At 62.2% G+C, this 19945-nt stretch carries 18 protein-coding genes; 10 read left to right on the plus strand and 8 right to left on the minus strand.

What is annotated here, in order from left to right; translation table 11 throughout:
- Position 1 precedes the first annotated feature (1 nt).
- Genes GGR30_RS12490 through GGR30_RS12505 form a run of 4 tightly spaced genes read left to right on the plus strand, consistent with a single transcriptional unit; the run spans position 2 to position 4439 of the window.
- Positions 2-835 (plus strand): ABC transporter permease, encoded by an 834-nt coding sequence (locus tag GGR30_RS12490; protein WP_183486751.1) that lies wholly within the window; start codon positions 2-4, stop codon positions 833-835.
- Complete coding sequence (locus GGR30_RS12495) at positions 832-2193, plus strand: ABC transporter substrate-binding protein (protein ID WP_183486753.1); 1362 nt, start codon at positions 832-834, stop codon at positions 2191-2193. The genes GGR30_RS12490 and GGR30_RS12495 overlap by 4 nt, the downstream gene beginning before the upstream one ends.
- Before the next feature lie 21 nt (positions 2194-2214).
- Positions 2215-2607, plus strand: coding sequence for a VOC family protein (locus tag GGR30_RS12500; protein WP_183486755.1), 393 nt, complete (start codon positions 2215-2217; stop codon positions 2605-2607).
- Between the two features lie 59 nt (positions 2608-2666).
- On the plus strand, positions 2667-4439 hold the full coding sequence (locus GGR30_RS12505) for a formylglycine-generating enzyme family protein (protein WP_183486763.1): 1773 nt from the start codon (positions 2667-2669) through the stop codon (positions 4437-4439).
- 45 nt (positions 4440-4484) lie between these two features.
- Here GGR30_RS12505 and GGR30_RS12510 read toward each other — a convergent pair whose 3' ends face one another.
- The 8 genes from GGR30_RS12510 to GGR30_RS12545 are packed head-to-tail and all read right to left on the minus strand — an operon-like array spanning position 4485 to position 12871.
- A complete protein-coding gene (locus GGR30_RS12510; protein ID WP_183486765.1) occupies positions 4485-5642 on the minus strand; it encodes an alanine racemase in 1158 nt (385 codons plus the stop codon).
- 4 nt (positions 5643-5646) lie between these two features.
- Positions 5647-7488: an adenine deaminase gene (locus tag GGR30_RS12515; RefSeq protein WP_183486767.1), complete on the minus strand. Its 1842-nt coding sequence runs from the start codon at positions 7486-7488 to the stop codon at positions 5647-5649.
- A gap of 2 nt (positions 7489-7490) precedes the next feature.
- Positions 7491-8123, minus strand: coding sequence for a helix-turn-helix domain-containing protein (locus GGR30_RS12520; protein WP_246413818.1), 633 nt, complete (start codon positions 8121-8123; stop codon positions 7491-7493).
- Positions 8124-8159: 36 nt separating this feature from the next.
- The gene (locus GGR30_RS12525; RefSeq protein WP_183486769.1) at positions 8160-9092 is read right to left on the minus strand and encodes an N-carbamoyl-D-amino-acid hydrolase; all 933 of its coding nucleotides are present in this window, start codon (positions 9090-9092) and stop codon (positions 8160-8162) included.
- Positions 9089-10165, minus strand: a complete 1077-nt coding sequence (locus GGR30_RS12530) for an ABC transporter ATP-binding protein (protein WP_183486771.1) — start codon at positions 10163-10165, stop codon at positions 9089-9091. Before GGR30_RS12530 ends, GGR30_RS12525 begins: the two co-directional genes overlap by 4 nt.
- A gap of 8 nt (positions 10166-10173) precedes the next feature.
- Positions 10174-10965 carry an ABC transporter permease gene (locus tag GGR30_RS12535; RefSeq protein WP_183486773.1) on the minus strand — a complete coding sequence of 264 codons (792 nt, stop codon included), beginning with the start codon at positions 10963-10965 and terminating at the stop codon, positions 10174-10176.
- Positions 10962-11822, minus strand: a complete 861-nt coding sequence (locus GGR30_RS12540) for an ABC transporter permease (RefSeq protein WP_183486775.1) — start codon at positions 11820-11822, stop codon at positions 10962-10964. The genes GGR30_RS12535 and GGR30_RS12540 overlap by 4 nt, the downstream gene beginning before the upstream one ends.
- 11 nt (positions 11823-11833) lie before the next feature.
- Positions 11834-12871 (minus strand): ABC transporter substrate-binding protein, encoded by a 1038-nt coding sequence (locus tag GGR30_RS12545; protein WP_183486777.1) that lies wholly within the window; start codon positions 12869-12871, stop codon positions 11834-11836.
- 312 nt (positions 12872-13183) lie between these two features.
- On the opposite strand from GGR30_RS12545, the gene GGR30_RS12550 reads away from it, so the two are divergent.
- The 6 genes from GGR30_RS12550 (at position 13184) to GGR30_RS12575 (ending at position 19944) form a co-directional block, all read left to right on the plus strand.
- Positions 13184-14374 carry a hypothetical protein gene (locus tag GGR30_RS12550; RefSeq protein WP_183486779.1) on the plus strand — a complete coding sequence of 397 codons (1191 nt, stop codon included), beginning with the start codon at positions 13184-13186 and terminating at the stop codon, positions 14372-14374.
- Between the two features lie 122 nt (positions 14375-14496).
- Positions 14497-15492 carry an ABC transporter substrate-binding protein gene (locus GGR30_RS12555; protein WP_183486781.1) on the plus strand — a complete coding sequence of 332 codons (996 nt, stop codon included), beginning with the start codon at positions 14497-14499 and terminating at the stop codon, positions 15490-15492.
- Between the two features lie 26 nt (positions 15493-15518).
- Positions 15519-17081, plus strand: coding sequence for an ATP-binding cassette domain-containing protein (locus GGR30_RS12560; protein ID WP_183486784.1), 1563 nt, complete (start codon positions 15519-15521; stop codon positions 17079-17081).
- Positions 17074-18012 carry an ABC transporter permease gene (locus GGR30_RS12565; RefSeq protein WP_183486786.1) on the plus strand — a complete coding sequence of 313 codons (939 nt, stop codon included), beginning with the start codon at positions 17074-17076 and terminating at the stop codon, positions 18010-18012. Before GGR30_RS12560 ends, GGR30_RS12565 begins: the two co-directional genes overlap by 8 nt.
- Before the next feature lies 1 nt (position 18013).
- A complete protein-coding gene (locus GGR30_RS12570; RefSeq protein WP_183486788.1) occupies positions 18014-18967 on the plus strand; it encodes an ABC transporter permease in 954 nt (317 codons plus the stop codon).
- Positions 18968-18969: 2 nt separating this feature from the next.
- On the plus strand, positions 18970-19944 hold the full coding sequence (locus GGR30_RS12575) for a phosphotriesterase family protein (RefSeq protein WP_183486790.1): 975 nt from the start codon (positions 18970-18972) through the stop codon (positions 19942-19944).
- Position 19945 lies beyond the last annotated feature (1 nt).

Here is a 19945-nt window from a genome sequence, read left to right on the forward strand (position 1 = left end):
GATGCACGACCTGATCACCTTCCTGAAAAACAATACGCTGGCCCTTGTCGGTACCGTGATTCTCGGCCTGCTCATGCTTGCGGTGCTGTTCGGTCCGTTCTTTCTGCCGTCGCCGTTGGCGATCGACATGGCCGACAAACTGCAGCCGCCATCCTTCTCCCACCTGCTCGGCACGGATAATTTCGGCCGCGACATGCTCTCGCGCGTTCTCAATGGCGGGCGCTACACGCTGGCGATCGGCGTATTCGTCGTCGCCATCGCCTTTGTCGTCGGCGTGTTCTTCGGCCTGATTGCGGGCTTTGCCGGCGGCGTGATCGATACCATCATCATGCGCGTCGTCGATGCGATCCTTTCCTTTCCCGCGCTCGTGCTGGCGATCGCGCTAGCGGCCGCTTTCGGTCCCAGCCTGGAAAATGCCATGCTGGCTGTCGCGATCACGCTCGCGCCCCAGTTCGCGCGCGTTGCGCGCGCTCAGGCGCTTGGCGTTTCGTCGCGGCTCTACGTCGAGGCCGCCAACGCCCTCGGCCTGCCGCGCGCGCGTATCCTGAACCGCTACATCCTGGTTAATTCCATAGGCCCGCTTCTGGTCCAGGCCTCTCTCGCCTTCGGCAGCGCGATCCTGCAGACCTCGGCACTCGGCTTTCTCGGGCTCGGCGCCCAGCCGCCCATGCCGGAATGGGGTGCTGATGTCTCCGCCAATCTGAGCTTCGTGCGTTCCAGCCCCTGGACCGCGCTTGGTCCCGGCTTTGCGATCCTGATCACGGTCCTGTCCTTCAACCTGATCGGAGATTCGCTTGCGGACTGGTTCAATCCCCGCCGCAGGAGCGCCGCATGATCACGATCGCGCTTGAGAAAGTCGATTTCCTGCCCGCCGACCGGGTGACGGACGACGCCAGCATTCTGACGCTGAAAAACCTTGTCATGGAGCCGATGCTGCGCTGGGAAAACGGCGCGCCGCGCCCCGGCCTTTTCGATCGCTGGTCGCTGTCGGAGGATGGCTGCCGGTGGACGCTGACCCTTCGCGAAGGCGCCGCCTATCATGACGGATCGGCCGTTGCCGCTGAGGATGCGAAGTGCTTCATCGAGGCGATCTGCGACGCGCGCGACATGTTCGGAATGCCCTGGTCCTATGCCCGATATCTTGAGGGCGCGTCCTTCGAGGCAAGCGGTGCGACGCTCGAGATCATGACGCCGAAGCCGTTTCCAGACCTGCCCGACATCCTTTCGGAGTTCTACCTTCCGAAACTTGACGGCGCCGGGCAACCGACGCTTGGAACCGGTCCGTGGCAGGTGAAGGACTTTGACAGGGGCAGATCCGTCACGCTCGGCGATGCCGCTGGCCGCAGCCTGCGGTTTCTGGCAATCGCCGGGGCAGGCGAACGGCTTTCAGCCCTGCGCGCGGGTGACGTCCAGCTTGCCACGCATCTCGAAAGGCTGGAGACGCCGGCCAGGTCGCTTGAAGGGTATGCATGGCACGAGCAGGCGACGACGATGTCGGTTATTGCCTATATGAACGGAAGCGAAGGGGCGTTCTCTGATCCCGCGCTGCGGCTTGCGGCCAACCTAGCGATAGACCGCGCGCGCCTGATCGATGAGGTCATGGGCGGATTGGGCGTGCCAGCCAGAACCATTGTCAGCCCGTTCCACAATGGCATGTCGCCGGAACTCGCGGCCATCCCCTTTGATCCGGAAGGCGCGGCGCGGCTGGTTGGCGAAAGCAGTGAAAAACGCGAGATCGTTCTGCGCACGCCGCTTTACATGCCGGAACGGGCGCCGGAAACCGCCGCCTTCATCAGGGACTGTCTCCAGGCCGTCGGGTTTTCGGTTTCCATCGACATCGCCGAAGACCGGCCCGGCTATGCGCGCGAGCTTGGCGAGAAGAGGACCGGCGACCTGGCGATTTTCGATTCCTCACCGCACAGCACGTTCCGTGTTCTCGATGACAAGATTTCCAGCCGCTCGCGCGCCGTCTGGTGGCAAGGCGTTGAGGATCCGCTTGTCGATGCGCTGTTCGAGGAGGCGCGGCGCAGCGTCGACCCGCAGACCCGAACCGGTCTTTACGGCGGGATCCTCGCCCATCTCGGCGCAAACCCGCACTGGCTCTATCTGTATCACCCGATCGATTGCATGGCGCGCAAGCCTGGCCTCGAAGGCTTCAGCCTCGACCCCAAGGGCATTTTGCGCGTCGCCTGAAGAACAAGAAGGAACGAGAAGATGACCGATCTGCCGAAAGAATGCGCGATCACCTTTTTCTATTACGAAGACATCCATGCAGTCGCGCCGTTTTACGAGAACGTGCTCGATTTCGAGCTCGTCCTGGATCAGGGCATGGCGCGGATATACCGGATTTCGGGAAATGCCTATTTCGGCATCGTCGACGGCAATAAGGGGCATATCAGGCACCAGCCCAAAAGCGCGGCATTGCTGACGATCGTCACCGAAGAAGTGGCGGCCTGGCACGAAAAGCTCAAGGAGACGGACGTGATCGGCCTTTCGGAGATATTGCGCGGGAACTACTGCGAGCACTTCTTTTTTGAAGATCCCGCGGGCTATGCCATCGAAATCCAGCGTTTTCACAATCCTGACGTGGCCAAGCTGTTCAAATGATGGGATCACAGGAGAGAAATGGTGCCGGCGGACGGCGGAGCTATGGGCAGGAGGCGTTTTTGCCGCTTCTTGCGAGCTTCACGCATGAGGATCGGGAGGCCAAGGGTCTTCGTGCCTTCAGCGTCGAGGATGCCGGTCGCGCCCGGCCCGTCCATTTCACAGCAGCGGAGATGGTCTTCATGTTTCCCAATCTCCTGCTGCATGCGCCGCATGGCGGCGGTAAGACCGGTTTTGCGGAACTTCTCGCCGCTTGCGGCGGCGACCGCGCCCGATGCCCGGATCTCGCTCGCGCGGCCTTCCGAAATGCCGAGGGCGACCGCCTTGCGCAGGACATTCCCGAAACGCTTCCGTCCGTCGTTTTCTGCGGCGAAGGGGATGATGCCGATGGCATGCTGGCACGCGCGCTGGAAGAAGAGCGCGCGCCTTTGCTTTTCATTGTCGATGCGCTTGAGACGCGCGCCGATCCCGAGGCCCTGTTGACCCGGCTTCTGGATGCGGCAGCCTCAGCGCAGACTTTCCGGCTTCTCGTTCTGTGCGAAACCATCGCGCTTGAGGGAATGCGCCGCCCGGCGAGCCTTCCGGAATACCGCCTCCTCGGCCTTTCGCGCGCCGAGCGGGCGGCTATGCTCGAACCTTACGGCCTGGACGATCCTTGCGCGGGCCGGGACTACGTGCTGCCCGGCCTCTGGCGTCTGTCGCTTGAGACGGATCGATGCGTTTCCGAAGAGCAGGCCGGACGCATCGCCCCGGCTTCCGCCGCCTGGGCCGATGACTATCGGCTCGCCGCCGACTTGGCGGAAATGTCGACCGAAACGCTGGTTGCAGCGGTGGTTTCGGACCCTCGCCAATGGTCCGGCCCGCTTCGCCTCTACTGTAATTGGGCAGAGCCCGGTACGTCGCGGGCGGCCGCCCTGGCAAAGGGGCTGGCGGGCGTTGACAGCGGCGTTGACGTTCTGCTTTGCGCCGGCGCCTTGTGCGCCCCGAATTCGGCCGAGGCCGATCATGTCACCGCAAGGCTGGTTGCGGCTGTGAATGCAGGCGGCGCTCCGGCGGGACTTCGCCGGCGGGCGGGCGAAACGCTCGCGCGTCTCGGCGATCCGCGCGATCTGGAGGAACTCGTCGCCATTCCCGCGGGCGAGTATGACATGGGCGGCACGATCCATCCGAACTCAGAGCCGCCCCATCGGGCGGCGGTCGGGTCGGTGAAGATAGGCCGCTATCCGGTCGTAAACGCGGCCTACCGGCTGTTCGTCGAGGAAACCGGACGGGTCTGGACGAGCGCCACCGGCCGCCTTGCCGAACGCGCCTCGCATCCGGCAACCGACCTTTCCTGGCATGACGCGCGCGCCTATTGCACCTGGTTGACCGCGCTTTGGCGCAGGCAGGACCGGATTGCCTCCGACGAGGTCGTGCGCCTGCCCGATGAGCGTGAATGGGAGGCTGCGGCGCGCGGGCCGCACGGCAAGCTCTATCCATGGGGCAATGACTGGGCGCCGGAACATGCCAATGGCGAGGAAACCGGCTTCAATGACATCTGCGCTGTCGGGCTATTCCCGGAAGGCCGGTCCGATTTCGGATGCGAGGACATGGCCGGTCAGGCCTGGGAATGGTGCACGACGCTCTGGGGACCGGATATGAGCCGGCCGGACTATGCCTTTCCCTGGGCCGATGACGGCCGAGAGGCGCTGGATGCGCCGGCCAACATCCGCAGGGTCTTGCGCGGGGGCTGCTTTTCGAGCCCCGACTGGAAGGCGAACGGCGTCTACCGAGGCTCGCTCGAGCCGGCGGGCTCGTGGCGCGGAAACGGTTTCCGCATTGTCGTTTCACGATAGCGACGCCCGCTCGTGTGTTGTTTTCCGGGCGGCGTGCCGCCGCGTTCAGGCGGAAACGGGCGGCCTGCGGGTAGCGTCTATGGAAAGGCGGGAGGTCTTGCCCGCATCGATGAGGGTCAGGCTGGCGGCGAGGTTGACGACGACGCAGGCGTGGTTCGGATAGATCAGCAGGCGTTCGCCGATCTCAAGGTCGCTGCCCTGTCGCGCCACCATGCCATGCTCTTCGGAGAGTTTCGCGATCGCAAGCGGCTGCTCCAGTCGCTTGTTCCAGGCCTCGCCGAAGCCGGAGACGGGACCCGTGCTGTGCGGTCCGAGGTCTGAACTCAGCGTTTTCGAGCCGGCGTCGATGATATAGAAATCACGGTTCCTCGAGATGATCGTCGCGGCTACGGCAAGCGAGATGCGCTCGCGCCCGACAATGCCGAGACGCACGGCGGTCATGTCGTAGAAGGCGTAATTTCCGGGCCTTACCTCGTCGATCCCGTCAAAACCGTCATTGGCAATCAGGGAGGGCGTGCTGCCGACGGAAATCAGCGGTACCGGATACCCGCGTGCTTCGAGCCGTTGCCTGAGGTTCAAAAGAAGATGACGCTCCCCGGCTGCCACCTTGCGCACGCCGTCCGGCGTTCCGGCGCCATAGGCCTGGCCCGCATGGGAGAGAAGGCCAGCAAAGCAGAGCGACGAGGACATCAGCCGGCCAGCGAGGGCGATGCCCTCGTCTGTCGCCGGATCGACGCCGCAGCGGTGAAGGCCGACATCGACCTTGATGAACACATCGGGCGTTTCGCCTGTCTTCTTCGCCCCCGCTTCCAGGGCCTCAACGCCTGCCAGACTGTCGACAATGAAGCGGAGCTTCACATCATGTTCCCGGCCAAGCGCCAGCAGTGCCGTCACCGGCTCCGGCCGGACCAGCGGATAGGCGAGCGTGACCGGTGAAAATCCTGCGCGGACGAAGACGGCCGCTTCGCCCGGATGCGAGGCGGTGATGCCCCTCGCTCCGGCCCGGCGCTGCCTGTCGGCAATGGCGAGCGATTTGTGCGTCTTGATATGAGGATGCAGCGCGACCTTGCCCGCCGAAGCAACCGCCTGCATTTCCTCGATATTGGTCTGAAGGCGGGCCGCGTCGACGACCACGCAAGGGGTTTCAAGCTGATCCGCGCCCTCGAATGCGGGCCGCGCAGGCGTCCGGTTTGTGTCGGTCATCACCTTACCAGACCACTTTGTGGGTTTCACCGGTTGCGACATTAACGAGACCCTCCGGCGCATAGTCCGACGGCGCGACCAGAACCCATCGCCAGGGCGCGCAGGTCAGCGTCGCGAAGGCAAGGCGTTCGGGAAAGCCGGCCCACCAGCGCGGCGATGACGATGGCTCGTACATCCATTCGATCTTTTCGCCCTCGGCATAGAGCATCTGCATGTCTGCATCGAGGTCTTCGGCGGAGCGCTGCGACATCAGTCCGGCAATCTCGTAGCGCACGGTGGCAACGACCTCATTGCCACGCACCATCGCCCAGCCGCCGCCGATCTCGCCGAGCGCATTGACGGCTATGGCCATGGCCTTGTCCGATGATCCGACGCACCAGATATTGTGCTTGTCATGGGCGAGTGAGCTTGCCAGCGCGCAATCGGAAGTCTTTGGCCCGGTGCCGGCCCAGAACATTTTCGAGACGGATTTTTTGCCGGAAAACCGGTCGACAATGGCGAATTTTGTGATGTTCCGCGCCGCATCGCGCTGGACGAGGCCGTTTGCCACCGGAAGTTCATAGGTCAGGAAATCGTCTTCCCAGTGGAACGGTCGCAGCACCGCCGCCGTCATCGTGTCACGGCCTGGTTCGGCGCGGATCGCAAAATCGTCAGCGCTGAAAATGCCGCCGGTCTGAACCGTGTTGCGGGCCCAGTCCGGCCAGTCGATCTCAGGGACGGGGAGGATGTATTCCTCGCCCTTTGAAACCTGCTCTCCGTCGGCCCAGACCTCGGCGATCTTGAGACTCTCCAGGTCGGACAGAAGAACGATATCGGCGAAGCGGCCCGGCGCGATCGCGCCGACCCAGGGTGTCAGCCGCATATGCCGGGCGGGATTGATGGTGACGCACTGGATCGCGATCTCGGCCTTGAGCCCCGACTGGATCGCAAGGCGGACATTGTAGTCCGTCGCCCCCTTCGCAAGGGTCTCGGAGGCCGAACGGTCGTCGGTGGCGAAGGCGATCTGCGACCAGTCCTCAAGGCCGCGTTCGAGAAGGCCCTTGATGACGTCCGGCATGGAATGGGGCCTGAGCTCGGCAAAAAGGCCATGGGTGAGCTTGTCCCAGAACTCTTCCGCCGTCCATGCCTCGTGATCGGAGGCAAGACCGGCTGCGGCAAAGGCATTGATCGTCGGCAGATCCTTCAGGCCTGCGGCATGGCCCTCGACGACGCCGCGCGCGGCAAAGGTTGCCTCGATCATGCCCCAGAGCCGCTCGTGAGAGGCGTTTTCCGGGTTCCAGACGGCCGGCCAGTCCATCACCTCGTCGAGGCCTGCAACCATCAGGCTGCCTGCGAGAAAATCGCGCTGTTCGTCATGACCGAGCCAGCCGCCGCCATGTTCATAGGCCGTCGGCGGCACGGCGGAACCCGGCAGCGGGAAGATCTTCAGCGGCGAGCCGTGTTTGCGCGCCGTCATCCAGAAATCCAATGTTTTCGAGCCGCGCACATTGGAGAATTCGTGGCTTGCCTCGCAGGTCCAGGTGTTGCCGCGCGGTATTACCAGAGCCGCTTCCCATTCCGGCGTCAGATGCGAACTCTCGATATGCTTATGCACTTCGCCAAGTCCGGGGATCGCCATCAGATCGGGCCGTTCATCGATATTGTCGCATGTTCCCGGCCACGATCCGGCGGCTCCGACATAGGCGATCCTGCCCTCGGACATGACGATTTCCTGATTGTCGCTCCAGGTACGGGTTGCCGTGTCGAGCAGCTTTCCCACCCTGAGAATGCGCTCGGCCGGCGCCTTTCCAAGTGCGACAAGGGTCAGCCGCTGGCGGAGCCGGACTTCGGATCTTGCATCGATCATGATCAAACCGTCAGGTAGTCCGGCGCTTCATTGGAGCCGGAATAGCAGATGGACAGAATGCGGGCGCCGCCGGGCCCGGCGGAATAGAAGCCGTGGCTGGAGGCCGCGTCGAAATAGACGGTATCGCCCTCCGCCAGGACAACCGGCGTATAGGGTTCCATCTCGAAAATCACGTCGCCGGACAGGACGAAAACGAATTCCTCGCCGCTGTGGGCGCTGCGGGCAGGCTCTGAATTTTCGGCGCGCGGAGGAATGTCGATCACCATCGGCGTCAGGGCCTTCGCCGCAAGTTCTGTGGAGAGGAGCCGGTAGATGCCCATGTCGTTCTTGAGCCGCTTTCCCTCGCCCTTCCGGGTGATGGCGCGGGCTGCGCGCGCAAAGCTCGGCCGACCGGCCTTTCCTTCCAGGAGATCGGCAAAGTCGAGGCCGAGACCACTGGAGAGCCGGGTCAGAACGGAATAGGCCGGCTGGCTCTGGCCGTTCTCGATCTTGGAGAGTGCCGAGATCGAGACGCCGGTTCGCTTCGAGACCTCGGCGAGCGTCCAGCCGTTTTCTCGGCGCAGTTCCGACAGGATGCGGGCCACAGAACTCGTCGCGCTCTGTTCACTCTCTCCCAATACGTCTGGCTCAATCAATTTTTCTCTCCCCCAATCGATAGATCTGTCATGCGCTCAGTCTGTTACCGGACCCTTGGTTTCAACGATCAGCCGGTACTGGTCGGGCTCGCGGTGGCGCGCAAAATCGAAAATGGTCTTGCGGTAAAGCGCGGCCATGTCGAGATCGCATCTTGCCGCAACCACTTCATCGTCCGTGGAGGTCGCCATGGCGACGATCTGCCCTGACGGCGCGACGATCATCGACTGTCCTATCAGGTTGGAGCCTTCTTCCCGGCCGGCCTTGGCGGTCGCGACCACCCAGTTGGAGTTCTGGTAGGCGCCGGCCTGGATCGAAAGCTGGTTGTGAAACTGTGTCAGGCTGTCGAAATCGAAATTGCCCGTATGGTCGTCCGGCGTGTTGTAGCCGACGAGGATCATCTCCGATCCCTTCAATGCCATCACGCGATAGGTCTCCGGCCAGCGGCGATCATTGCAGATCGCCATGCCGATGCGCGTTCCCATGGTCTTGAACACGTTGAAGCCGAGATTGCCGGGTTCGAAATAGTATTTCTCCAGATGTTGGGACGCCATGTCCGGCTGCGGCGTATCCCAGCCCGGAAGGTGGATTTTGCGGTATTTGCCGACGAACTCGCCATCCCGGTCGATCAGGATCGAGGTGTTGAAGCGCCGCTGTACGCCGTTTTCGACGACAAGCTCGGCATAGCCGAGATAGAAGCCGATCTTCAGCCTCTTGGCCGCCTCGAACAGCGGGCGCGTCTCGCCGCCCGGCATCTCCGTTTCGTAAAAGGCGTCGATTTCCGCCGGGTCGGTCATGTGCCAGCGTGGAAAGAAGGTCGTCAGCGTCAGTTCGGGAAAGACGACGAGCTCCGCTCCTCTGGATGCGGCTTCGCCGAGAAGACCGACGAGGCGCTCGACGACGGTCTTGCGCGTGTCCGAGCGCGCGATCGGACCCATCTGTGCGGCAGCGGCGACGATCAAGCGGCTCATGGCGTTTCCCCTTCATTCCGAAGAATGCAGCAATGGGTGAAATCAAAGGAAAGGCCGACATTTTCATCCGCCTCGATCGGGTTCGACAGCGGACCATTGGCGGACAAAACGCCGGCGGCCGTTTCGATCTTGTACTGGTAGGCCCGGCCCAGATAGGAGCGCATATGCGCCTTGCCTGAAATCGTGTCGGCGCTTCCGGCAGCGCAAAGGACGAGACCCTCCGGTCGGGCGCCGATCACGAATTCATTGGGCAAGGGGCCGGTCAGACCCTCGTCGAGATCGATCTTGCCGCCACCGGCAAATTCGGCCGTGACCCTCGTGCCATCCCGGGCGGTTGCCCGCATCGCGATCAGGTTGTCAAAGCCGACAAAGCGGGCGACGAAGGCGTTGACGGGCCGTGTATAGAGCACTTCCGGCGTATCAAGCTGCACGATGTTGCCGGCATTCATGATCGCCACGCGATCGGAAATGGAAAACGCCTCTTCCTGATCGTGGGTCACATAGATGGCCGTGCGGTTATTGGCCTTCTGCAGTTCGCGGATTTCCACCCGCATGTCGACGCGCAGCTTGGCGTCGAGGTTGGAAAGCGGCTCGTCGAACATCAGGAGCGGTGGATCGATAGCAAGCGCCCGGGCCACGGCAACGCGCTGGCGCTGGCCGCCGGAAAGGGCGGCCGGCAGGCGGTCGGCGAAGCCTGAGAGCCCGACGCGCTCCAGCATCCCGGCAACGCGTTTTCTCTGTTCAGCGGAGGAGACCTTGCGCTGCTTCAGTCCGAAACCGACGTTCTCGGCAACGGTCAGATGTGGGAACAGGGCATAGTTCTGGAACACGATGCCGGCATCGCGCTTGTGCGGCGGCAGGCCGGTGACATCGCGGCCGGCAACCGAGATGCTGCCGCCCGTTGGTTGCAGGAAGCCAGCCAGAAGGCGCAGCGTAGTTGTCTTGCCGCAGCCGCTGGACCCCAGAAGCGAGACCAGTTCGCCCTCGCCAACGGAAAGGTTCAGCCCGTGCAGAACCTGCGTCGTGCCGTAATGGGCTGTGACATTGTTCAGGATGACGGCGTTCTCAGCCATTGGAGCTCCTATTGAACGGTCTTGGACAGACCGAGGCTGCGTTCGATCAGCATCATGACGAGAATGGTGACGCCCATCAGCAGCACGGAAACGGCGCTGACGGTCGGGTCGAAAAACTGCTGCACGTAAGTGAAGACCTCGATCGGCAGCGTCGAGATGCCGGGGCCGGTCAGAAACAGCGCCACGGCCATGTCGTTCAGCGACGTGATGAAGGCGAGAACCATGCCGGCGACCACGCCGGAGCGGATATTGGGCAGGACAATGGTCCAGAACGCTTTCACCGGATGCATGCCGAGACTGATGGCGGCCTCCTGGATGGAAAAGTCGAAACCTGAAAGGCTCGCCCCAATCACCCGCACCATATAGGGCAGGCACAAGATCGCGTGGCCGAGGATGAGTGACGGCAGGATCGGCAGCTGGAACTGGACGATCAGCGTCTTCAAGAGCGAAAAGCCGAAGACGATTTCCGGAATGAAGAACGGCAGGAAGAAGACCGAGCCGTACCAGCCGGGGATCCGCATCTTGTAGCGCGTCAGCGCATATGCAGCCGCAAGCCCTGTGATGAGCGCGATCAGCGTGCCGCCGACGGCAACCTGCATGGAAATGATGAAAGTGTCGAGGAAGCCGCTGTGATTGAACACATTGGCATACCATTTGAGCGTGAAGCCCTGCGGCGGAAAGGCGAGAAAGGGCGTATCGGACACGGATGTGCCGATGACGATGACGATCGGTCCCGCCAGGAAAAGGATGACCAGCCAACCGAACAGTTTTGAAAGCGGATGAATGCGACGACCGGTCAATGGACGGCCCTCCGTGCCGAGATGCGGCTGGCGATCGTGCCGAGCACGACAACGCAGAAGATCGCGGTTCCCATCATGATCGCGGCAATCGTGTTGGCCGCACCCCAGTCGAACGAGATCATCGCCTTTTGGTAGAGCAGGGTGGCAAGCGTCATCTGCGGTTCGCCGCCGAGCAATGTCGGGGTGACGAAGGTCGCGAGCGAGCCGGTGAAGACGAGGATCGAGCCGACGATCATGCCGGGAACTGCAAGCGGCAGCGTGACCTGGAAGAAGACGGCAACCGGAGAGGCGCCAAGCGAGCCTGCGGCAAGATAGAGATCATCCTCGATATTCTCGAGCACGCCCACTAGCGACAGGATCATCAGCGGCGTGAACAGATAGGCAAGGCCCGCAATCACGGCGCCCTGCGTGAACAGCATTTCCATGGGTTCGCTGATGATGCCGAGCTTCATCAGCGCGGTGTTGACCACGCCGTTGCGACCAAGGATCGCCATGAAGGAGAAGGAGCGCACGACCACGCTTGTCAGAAGCGGGAAGACCGAAAGGATCAGGAGGACACGCTTCACGCCTTGCGAGGCATTGGCGATCATGTAGGCGCCGCCGAAGCCCAGAATGAGCGCCGTCAGCGTCGACAGGAATGCGATGCGGAACGAGCGGATCATCACCGTGCGATTATAGCTGTCGGCGAAGAAGTCGCGGTAGTTGACGAAAAACCCTGCCGGGTTGGAAAAGCTTTCGGCAAGGGTTCCCGCCACCGGAATGATCAGGATGAAGGCGAGCACCGCGGTTGCCGGAAGAACCAGCAACCACGGGCCTAGAGCGTTGATGCGCTCAACGAGGGAAGGGCGGGCGTTCAATTGCGCGTCCGTTAGCGTCCGAAGACTTCGTTCCAGCGGCTTTCCCAGTCATCATTGACCTCAAGCAGCTTGTCGTAGGGGGTCGGCTGCATGCTGAGCACGGCCTTTTCGCCATAGACGAGCTGGGATGCCTGTTCCGGCGTCAGCTCGACAGTCTTGTTGACCGGGCCGGAGCCGCTGACCAGTTCGATCGCGGCATCCTTCTGGGCCTGCATCGAGATCGAGAAGTCGATGAAGGCAAGCGCCAGTTCCTTGTGCTTGGCGTTTTTCGGGATGTTGTAGGTGTTCATCATCCGGAAATCGCCTTCGGAAAGCTCCGCCCAGCCGATATTCGGATTGGCCGCCTGGATTGCCGGAAAGGCGTAGTCCTGCGCAAGGCCGATAAAGGCTTCGCCGGTCGACAGAAGATTGGTCAGTTCCGAGCCGGAGGAAAAGGTCTTGACGATGTTCGGCTTCAACTCGGCCATCTTGGCGAAAGCGGTGTCGGGGTCTTCGAAGGCATCCGAGCCGGCGCATTTGCCGGCCATCATCACCGTCAGCGGGCCGCCGGTGGTGTTGAAGGCGGGCATGGCGATCGAATCAGCGAAATCCTCGCGCCACAGGTCGCACCAGGAGGTGATCGGCGTGTCGGTGCGGGTCTTGTCATAGACAATGCCATAGCGGCCGAAGGTATAGGCCGGGCCGTAATCACCCTGCGGGTTCTTCGCCGCATCGTAGAGCTCGTCGAAATTCGACAGCTTGGAATCATCGATCGTTTCAAAGGCGCCTTGGTTGATGCCGATCTGGGAGAACTTGTCGGTCAGCAGGATGACGTCGACACCACCGCGGATACGGGCCTTGTTGAGGCGCTCCGGCGCGCCGCCCGTCTCCGTCACGACCTTTACATTATGCTCTTTTTCAAAGGGCTCGAAAATGAAGGGCTCGTAGAAATCGTTGGAATAGCCCCAGTTGGAAACGACGAAGGTTTCCTGGGCCTGGGCTGAAACGGCGGGAACGACGAGCAGGGCGGCAACCGCACTGGCCCGGAGAAGAGAAGTGGAATGCAGCATGCGGGAGGATCCTTGAATATCTCGAAAAGGAAAACTTTTTTCCAACTAGAGAATTTTTGCCGATCTGTCAATTTTTATGCAATCTAAAATCTGCATAATATTTAGGCCCTGCTGTCGTGCTCGACACAGGGTGCAAGGCTTGACGTGTGTCTCCGAGCCGGTCCCCTTCGTCGCTGCATGTCCGCGCCGCATTCTTAGTTGCCGACTGCAAGCAGCCAGAGCTGGAAATCAGATGTCGACCTTGGCGGAGTTGACTTGCGGGTGATTTATATGACTACATGTGCAGTCAAGTAAACAACAAAGGAGCCGGCGATGAATCTTTCCATGTGGACCTATCCCTGGGACGTTCAGGATCAGGGGCTTGAACGAACGTTTTCGGATCTGGGCGCTCGGGCGGGGCTCAACACGATTTCGCTGGCTTCCTCTTACCATGCCGGCCGTTTCCTGCAGCCGCGCAGTCCGGCGCAGAAGGCCTATTTCCCGCAGGACGGCACTGTCTATTTCCGCCCTGACGAGACGTTGTGGGAGGGCAAGACGATCCGCCCGCTTGTGGCCGACAATGTGCCGGAGCGCGGCGACATGCTCGAGGCGCTGACGACGGCGCGTGATACCGGCGACGGCATGAAGGTCAATTGCTGGACGGTCTGCCTGCACAATACGCGCCTCGGTACGCTGCACCCCGAGCATGTGACGCGCAACGCCTTCGGCAATCCCAATTACTACAATCTCTGCCCGTCGAGCCCTCAGGCGCGCGACTATGTGGTCACCCTCGTGCGCGACATGACGACGCGCTACCGCCCGGACATGGTGGAGCTCGAAAGCCCGAATTTCATGGGTTTCGCCCACGAATTCCATCATGAGAAGGACGGCGTCGGGCTGAACGATGAGGATGATTTTCTGCTGTCGCTCTGCTTTTGCGATCACTGCATGGCGCGCGGCAAGCTGGCCGGCGTGCCGATGGACGAGGCGCGCGAAACGGTGCGCGGCTTCATCGCCGAGATGTGCGCGCGCGAAGTGCCCGAAAGGCAGTTCCCGAACTTTCCTGACGCCGGGAACGACGCCTTCAACGCCTATCCCGCGCTGAGAGCCTTTCTCGAATGGCGCACGGAGCCGGTCACCAGCCTGATCAAAGAGATCCGCGCCGCCGCCGACCCGGCGAGCAAGATTGTTCTGATCGATCTTGCCGATGGCTGGAAAGGCGGCGTTGACCTCGCGGCCGTCGGAAAGGTCTGCGACGGCGCGATCCTCTGCTGCTATTTCATGGAGCCTGAAAAGGTTGCAGAACTGATGCAGTCAGGGCGCGCCGCATTGGGGCCGGAAAAATATCTCGGCGCCGGCTACCGCGTCTTCTATCCGGAAGTGACCTCGGCGGAAGCGCTTGCGGACCGCGCAAGGGCTGCGGTCGAGGCGGGCGCAGACGGCATCAACTTCTACAATTACGGCCTGATCCCTGAAAAGAGACTGGACTGGGTGCGCCAAGCCGTGGACGCTCTGCCGAAATAACAGGCAGGGCGTCACGCTGATGTGAAATCCGGCAGATTTTGCAGATTCCAACTTGACTACATGAGTGTACAAGATAACAATAAGGCATAAACACGCTCGGCTTCTCGAAAAAGGGGAAAAACATGAAACTGAAGAAAATGCTTCTCGTCGCCTCCGTGCTTGCGGGCATCGCGGCGCCTGCCATGGCGCAGGAAAAATACACCGTCGGCTACGACAATTATTTCAACGGCAATTCCTGGTCGGTTCAGCTTTCCAGGGAATTCGAGGCCGAGGCCGAGCGTAACGCTGACACGGTCGACGTCATCTACACCGAATCCGAAATGAAGGCCGACCGCCAGGTCTCCAACATCGAGGACATGATCACCCGCGGCGTCGATGCCATCGTCTTCACCCCGATTTCGCCCACCGCCGTCATTCCGGTGCTGAAGAAGGCCGAAGCGCAGGGCATCAAGATCGTACTCCTGGCTTCCACCATCCGCAGCGACGACTACGACGCGCTTGTTACCGTTGATGACGTCGATTTCGGCAAGGCCGGCGCTGAATGGCTGGCCGAAAAGCTCGGCGGCGAGGGCCGGATCATCGCGCTCAACGGCATTTCCGGCATTTCCGCCAGCGATGACCGGTGGGAAGGCGCTGAGGCCGTCTTCGACGCATATCCGGGCATCGAGGTCATCAGCGTCGTTGATGCCGGCTGGGACTATGCCAAGGCCAAGGTCGCCGTCTCCAACCTGCTGGCCGCCAATCCCGAAGTTGACGGCGTCTGGTCGCAGGGCGGCAGCATGACGCTCGGCGCAATCGATGCCTTCGACGCCGCGCAGCGCCCGCTGGTGCCGATGACCGGCGAAGACAATAATGGCTATCTGAAGCGCTGGGCCGCGCTTGAATCCGACGGTTATGAATCCGTCGCCCCGTCCAAGCCGACCTGGCTTGGCTCGGAAGCCCTTCTGGTCGCGATCGACCTTCTGGAAGGCGAAGAGGTCGAGAAGGACAAAGTCTACGAAGTGCCGATGATCACCTCGGAAAACCTGTCCGAATTCACCCGCGACGACCTGTCGGATTCCTTCTGGGCCAATACGCGCCTCAGCGACGAACAGATCCGGGCAACCTTTGAGGACTGACCGATCTATCAGGTGAGAGAGAAACAGTGACAAGCCAAACCTCCGCACAACGCCCCCCTCTGCTCGCGGTCTCGGGTCTGTCCAAGTCCTTCGGTCGCAACACCGTCCTGAAGGACGTTTCTTTCTCGCTCGGCCGGGGAGAAGTTCTGGCCCTTGTCGGCGAAAATGGCGCCGGCAAGTCGACCTTGATGAACATTCTCTCCGGCAACCTTCACTATGACAGCGGCGAGATCCGGCTGAAGGGGGATGCCTATCGTCCCGCCAGCCCGGCAGACGCAGCCTCAAGCGGGGTCGCGATCGCGCATCAGGAAACGGCGATCATGCCGGACCTGACGGTGGCCGAAAATGCCTTCTTCCGCCGCGAGCCGCGCAACGGCCTCGGCATGATCCGGCAGAAGCCGCTTCATGCCGATTTCAAGACGCTCGCGGCTTCCCTTGGCTTCAGCCTGGACGGCAGGAAACTCGGACGGCGGCTGAGTGCTGCTGAACGGCAACTCGTTGAAATCTCCCGCGCCGTTTCCGCGCAACCCGGCCTGCTGATCCTCGACGAGCCGACGGCCTCGCTTTCATCGGAGGCCGCGCAGACCGTGCTGAAGCTGATGCGGCAGCTGAAGGACGAGGGCACGTCGGTCATCTTCATTTCGCATCGCATGGGCGAGATCATGGAGGCCGCCGACCGCGTTGTCGTCCTGAAGGACGGCGCGCTGACCCTTGCGGCCGCGCGCGGCGAATTCGATGAAGACGACCTCGTCCAGGCCATGGTCGGCCGCAAACTTGAAAACATCTTTCCCGCACGCCCTGCGCTTGAAGGCAGGCCGGTGCGCTTCGCCGTCAGCGGCGGCGCCAATGCCCGCCTGCCGGAGATCGATTTTGTCGTCCGGCGCGGCGAAGTGCTTGGCATTGCCGGCCTCGAAGGCCAGGGGCAGAAGCCGCTTGCCGATGCGCTGTGCGGCATCGCGCCGTTCCGCTCCGGCACGGTGGAGCTTGACGGCAAGGCCGTGAAGCTGAAGACGCCGGCGGCCGCGATCGGCGCCGGCATTGCCAGTATCCCCGATGACCGCAAGCATGAGGGACTGGCGCTGTCGCTGCCGATCCGCCTCAATATGAGCCTGTTTGCCATCTCGGAACGGTCGCGCGCAGGCTTCCTGCCGCTCGACTACGAGCGTGAATTCGTCGAAGGCGCCCGAAAGCGTTTCTCGATCCGCTCGACGGATATGGAACAGCCGGTCGGCGAACTCTCTGGCGGCAACCAGCAGAAGGTCGTCTTCGCCCGCTGGCTGGCGCATGAGCCGAAGCTTCTGGTGCTCTACGAGCCGACCAAGGGCGTCGATGTCCAGTCGAAGAGCGAGATCTACCATCTGGTGGACGAGCTTTCGAAAAAGGGCGTTTCCGTCATTCTCATCTCGTCCGACCTGATGGAGCTGATCGGCCTCTCGGACCGCATTCTGGCGCTCTACGAAGGTCGCATCACGGGCGAGATCGCCCGTGCCGATTTCTCCGAGGAAAAGATCATGCGCTATGCCGCCGGCCTGCCATCCGCCGGACAGAACGCAGCCAGGGCCGAAGACGGGGAGAGGCTCCATGTTTGAAGGCTCGCTTCGTTCCAACCTGCTCCTGAGCCTGCCTGCTTTCGTGCTTGCGGCGCTGCTGGTCGCAATCACCGGCTTCCTGTCGCCGAACTTTTTCAGCGATTCCAACCTGACGAACCTGGCCACCCGCCTTCTGCCGCTCGGTCTGGTGGCGCTCGGTCAGGCGATGGTGCTGTTTGCCGGCCGCATCGACCTTTCCGTCGGCGCGATCATGAGCCTTGCGACGGCGATCATGGCGCTGACCTCGGCGAGCCTCGGCTGGCTTTCGGTTCCGCTGGCGCTCGTCGCCGGCCTTTTCTGTGGCGTCTTCACCGCCTGCGGCGTCAATTTCCTGAAGATCAATCCGCTGGTCATGACGCTGGCGACCGCTGCCATCGTCAAGGGCATCACCATGCTTCTCCTGCCCTCTCCGGGCGGAGAAGTAGACTATGCTTTCTACGAAGCGCTGTTCGGCGCCGAGCGTCTCTTTTCCGCGCCGCTGATCATCACGCTCGTCGTGTTTGCCGTCATCGCCATTGCGATGAACTGGTCGCGCCTTGGCCGCTCGATCTATGCCTTCGGCTCCGATCCGCGCGCGGCCTTTTCCAACGGCATCTCGGCCTTGCGCGTCGATCTCGTGGTCTTCGGCCTTTCCGGCCTGCTGGCTGCGGGCGCGGGTATCGTGCTGTCGATCCGCATCCTCTCCGGCGATCCGCTGATCGGCGAATCCTACACGCTCGATGCCGTCTCGGCGGCGATCCTCGGCGGCGTTGCGCTGCAGGGCGGGCGCGGCAATGCCGTCGGCGTGTTCTTCGCCGCGCTTTCGCTCGTGCTCATCAACAACATGTTCAACCTGCTCGATATCGACACCAGTCTGCAGAACATCGCCAAGGGCCTGATCTTCATCGTCGCGCTGGTCTTCTTCATGCGCGGCAAGGCGGAGGAAAACTGATATGACATTCTCTGCCGTCCTTTCGAACGCAAAGCCAGCCGGCGCCACCTGGCGCGCGCTCGGGCTGCTCGCCATCCTGCTGGTTGTCCTCTTCGTCTTCTCCGGCCGCGTATCCGTGGTTCAGGTCATGGACAATGCCCGCCAGGCCGTGCCGCTCGGGCTGATCGCGCTCGGCCAGGCGCTGATCCTGATGATGGGCCGGCTCGACCTTTCCGTCGGGGCGACGGCTGGGCTTGCAAACGTGGTTCTGGCCGCAAGCTTCTCCGGCGACATGGACAACATGGCCGCGGCTCTGGCGATCACCGTATTCTTCGGTCTTCTCGTCGGGCTCGCAAACGGCGTGCTGGTCGTGGTGCTGCGCATCCCCGCGTTCCTGGCGACGCTCGCCACCTCGCTGGTGCTGGCGGGTGCGATCCTCGTCTATACCGGCGGCAGCCCGCGCGGCTCGATCCCGGCCGGGTTCCGGGTGATCACCGAAGGCTGGGTCTTCGGCATTCTGCCGTGGTCGGTGGTCATCTGGATCATAGCGAGTCTCCTCCTGCTGGCCTTCGTCCACTACTCGCTCGCTGGGCGGAAGATGCTGCTCTCCGGCGCAAACGCCCGTTCGGCGCGGCGCAACGGCATTGCCGCGGATCGCATGGTGATCTTTTCATTCGTGCTGGCAAGCTTCATGGCCACGCTTGGCGGCATCATGCTGTCGTCGATCACCGGCATGGCCTCGATCGGCATTGCCGACACCTACACGGTCGATTCGATCGCCGCGGCCGTCATCGGCGGGGCGCTTTTCACCGGCGGCGTCTTCCTGCCGCTGGGGGCTGCTGCCGGCGCCCTCATCCTCTTCTTTCTCCAGAGCCTGCTCTACGTCCTGTCGCTGCCGCCCGCGGCGCGCTTCGTCCTGCAGGGCTCGATCATCATTCTCGCGCTTGCGCTCTCAAACTTCAAAAAGGATCGCTGAACATGGAATTCATTCGGACACTCAACGGCGATATCGCACCGGAAGAACTCGGCGTCACCTATTCGCATGACCATCTCTATTGTATCCCGCCGCTCTGGCAGGAAAAGAAGATCGACGACTTCATGATCGATGACATCGAGGCCTCGATCAAGGATGTGGAACTGTTCACTGCCCAGGGCGGCCAGGCCGTCTATGATGCGACCGCCATCGATTACGGCCGCAAGACCGCCGAGCTGAAGGAAATCTCCGACCGCACCGGCATCAAGATCATCGCCACCGCCGGCTTCAACAAGGCCGTGATGTGGCCGGGCCAGATGGCCGGCACGGGCGGCACCTTCCAGCAGTGGATCGATGGCCATACGCGCGCCGAGATCCGCGATCATGTCGTCAGCGAACTGACCGTCGGCATGGACGGCACCAGCTACAAGGGCGGCGTCGCCAAGTTCGGCACGGGCTACAACACGATTTCCGAAGCCGAGGACAAGGTCACCCGCGCCGTTCTCGACGCCCACAAGGAAACCGGCTGCCCGCTGCATTCCCACACCGAGCTCGGCACGCTGATCCTCGAACAGCTCGCCATCCTGAGGCAAGAAGGCGTCGACCCGACCCGTCTGACCATGGCCCATGTCGACCGCAACCCGGACCACTGGCTGCATCTGAAGGCGGCAGAAACCGGCCTCTTCATGTGCTTCGACGGCATCAGTCGCGTCAAATACCACCCCGAGAGCGTGCTGATCGACTGCATCCTCAATCTCGTCCGTCACGGCCACGAGGACCAGATCGTCGTCGGCGGCGATATCGCCCGGCGGACGATGTATCGCAATTACGGCGAGGGCGGGCTGGGTCTCGGCTACATTCTCGAAAGTTGGGCGCCCCGCTTCATGGAACAGGCCGGCGATGCCGGTTTCGACGGCAAGGCGCTGTTCGAGAAGTTCTTCGTCAAGAACCCGCAGCGCGCCTTCGTCTTCAAGCAGTGAG

Origin of the sequence: Martelella radicis (assembly GCF_014196625.1) — a bacterium.
GTDB classification, from domain to species: domain Bacteria; phylum Pseudomonadota; class Alphaproteobacteria; order Rhizobiales; family Rhizobiaceae; genus Martelella; species Martelella radicis.

What these genes read in the sequence shown, in the direction of transcription:
- GGR30_RS12545 (WP_183486777.1), bottom strand. Translation starts at nt 12,871, where the DNA reads ATGCTGCATTCCACTTCTCTTCTCCGGGCCAGTGCGGTTGCCGCCCTG.
- GGR30_RS12575 (WP_183486790.1), top strand. Translation starts at nt 18,970, where the DNA reads ATGGAATTCATTCGGACACTCAACGGCGATATCGCACCGGAAGAACTC.
- GGR30_RS12570 (WP_183486788.1), top strand. Translation starts at nt 18,014, where the DNA reads ATGACATTCTCTGCCGTCCTTTCGAACGCAAAGCCAGCCGGCGCCACC.
- GGR30_RS12495 (WP_183486753.1), top strand. Translation starts at nt 832, where the DNA reads ATGATCACGATCGCGCTTGAGAAAGTCGATTTCCTGCCCGCCGACCGG.
- GGR30_RS12530 (WP_183486771.1), bottom strand. Translation starts at nt 10,165, where the DNA reads ATGGCTGAGAACGCCGTCATCCTGAACAATGTCACAGCCCATTACGGC.
- GGR30_RS12565 (WP_183486786.1), top strand. Translation starts at nt 17,074, where the DNA reads ATGTTTGAAGGCTCGCTTCGTTCCAACCTGCTCCTGAGCCTGCCTGCT.
- GGR30_RS12525 (WP_183486769.1), bottom strand. Translation starts at nt 9,092, where the DNA reads ATGAGCCGCTTGATCGTCGCCGCTGCCGCACAGATGGGTCCGATCGCG.
- GGR30_RS12500 (WP_183486755.1), top strand. Translation starts at nt 2,215, where the DNA reads ATGACCGATCTGCCGAAAGAATGCGCGATCACCTTTTTCTATTACGAA.
- GGR30_RS12515 (WP_183486767.1), bottom strand. Translation starts at nt 7,488, where the DNA reads ATGATCGATGCAAGATCCGAAGTCCGGCTCCGCCAGCGGCTGACCCTT.
- GGR30_RS12550 (WP_183486779.1), top strand. Translation starts at nt 13,184, where the DNA reads ATGAATCTTTCCATGTGGACCTATCCCTGGGACGTTCAGGATCAGGGG.
- GGR30_RS12555 (WP_183486781.1), top strand. Translation starts at nt 14,497, where the DNA reads ATGAAACTGAAGAAAATGCTTCTCGTCGCCTCCGTGCTTGCGGGCATC.
- GGR30_RS12490 (WP_183486751.1), top strand. Translation starts at nt 2, where the DNA reads ATGCACGACCTGATCACCTTCCTGAAAAACAATACGCTGGCCCTTGTC.
- GGR30_RS12510 (WP_183486765.1), bottom strand. Translation starts at nt 5,642, where the DNA reads ATGACCGACACAAACCGGACGCCTGCGCGGCCCGCATTCGAGGGCGCG.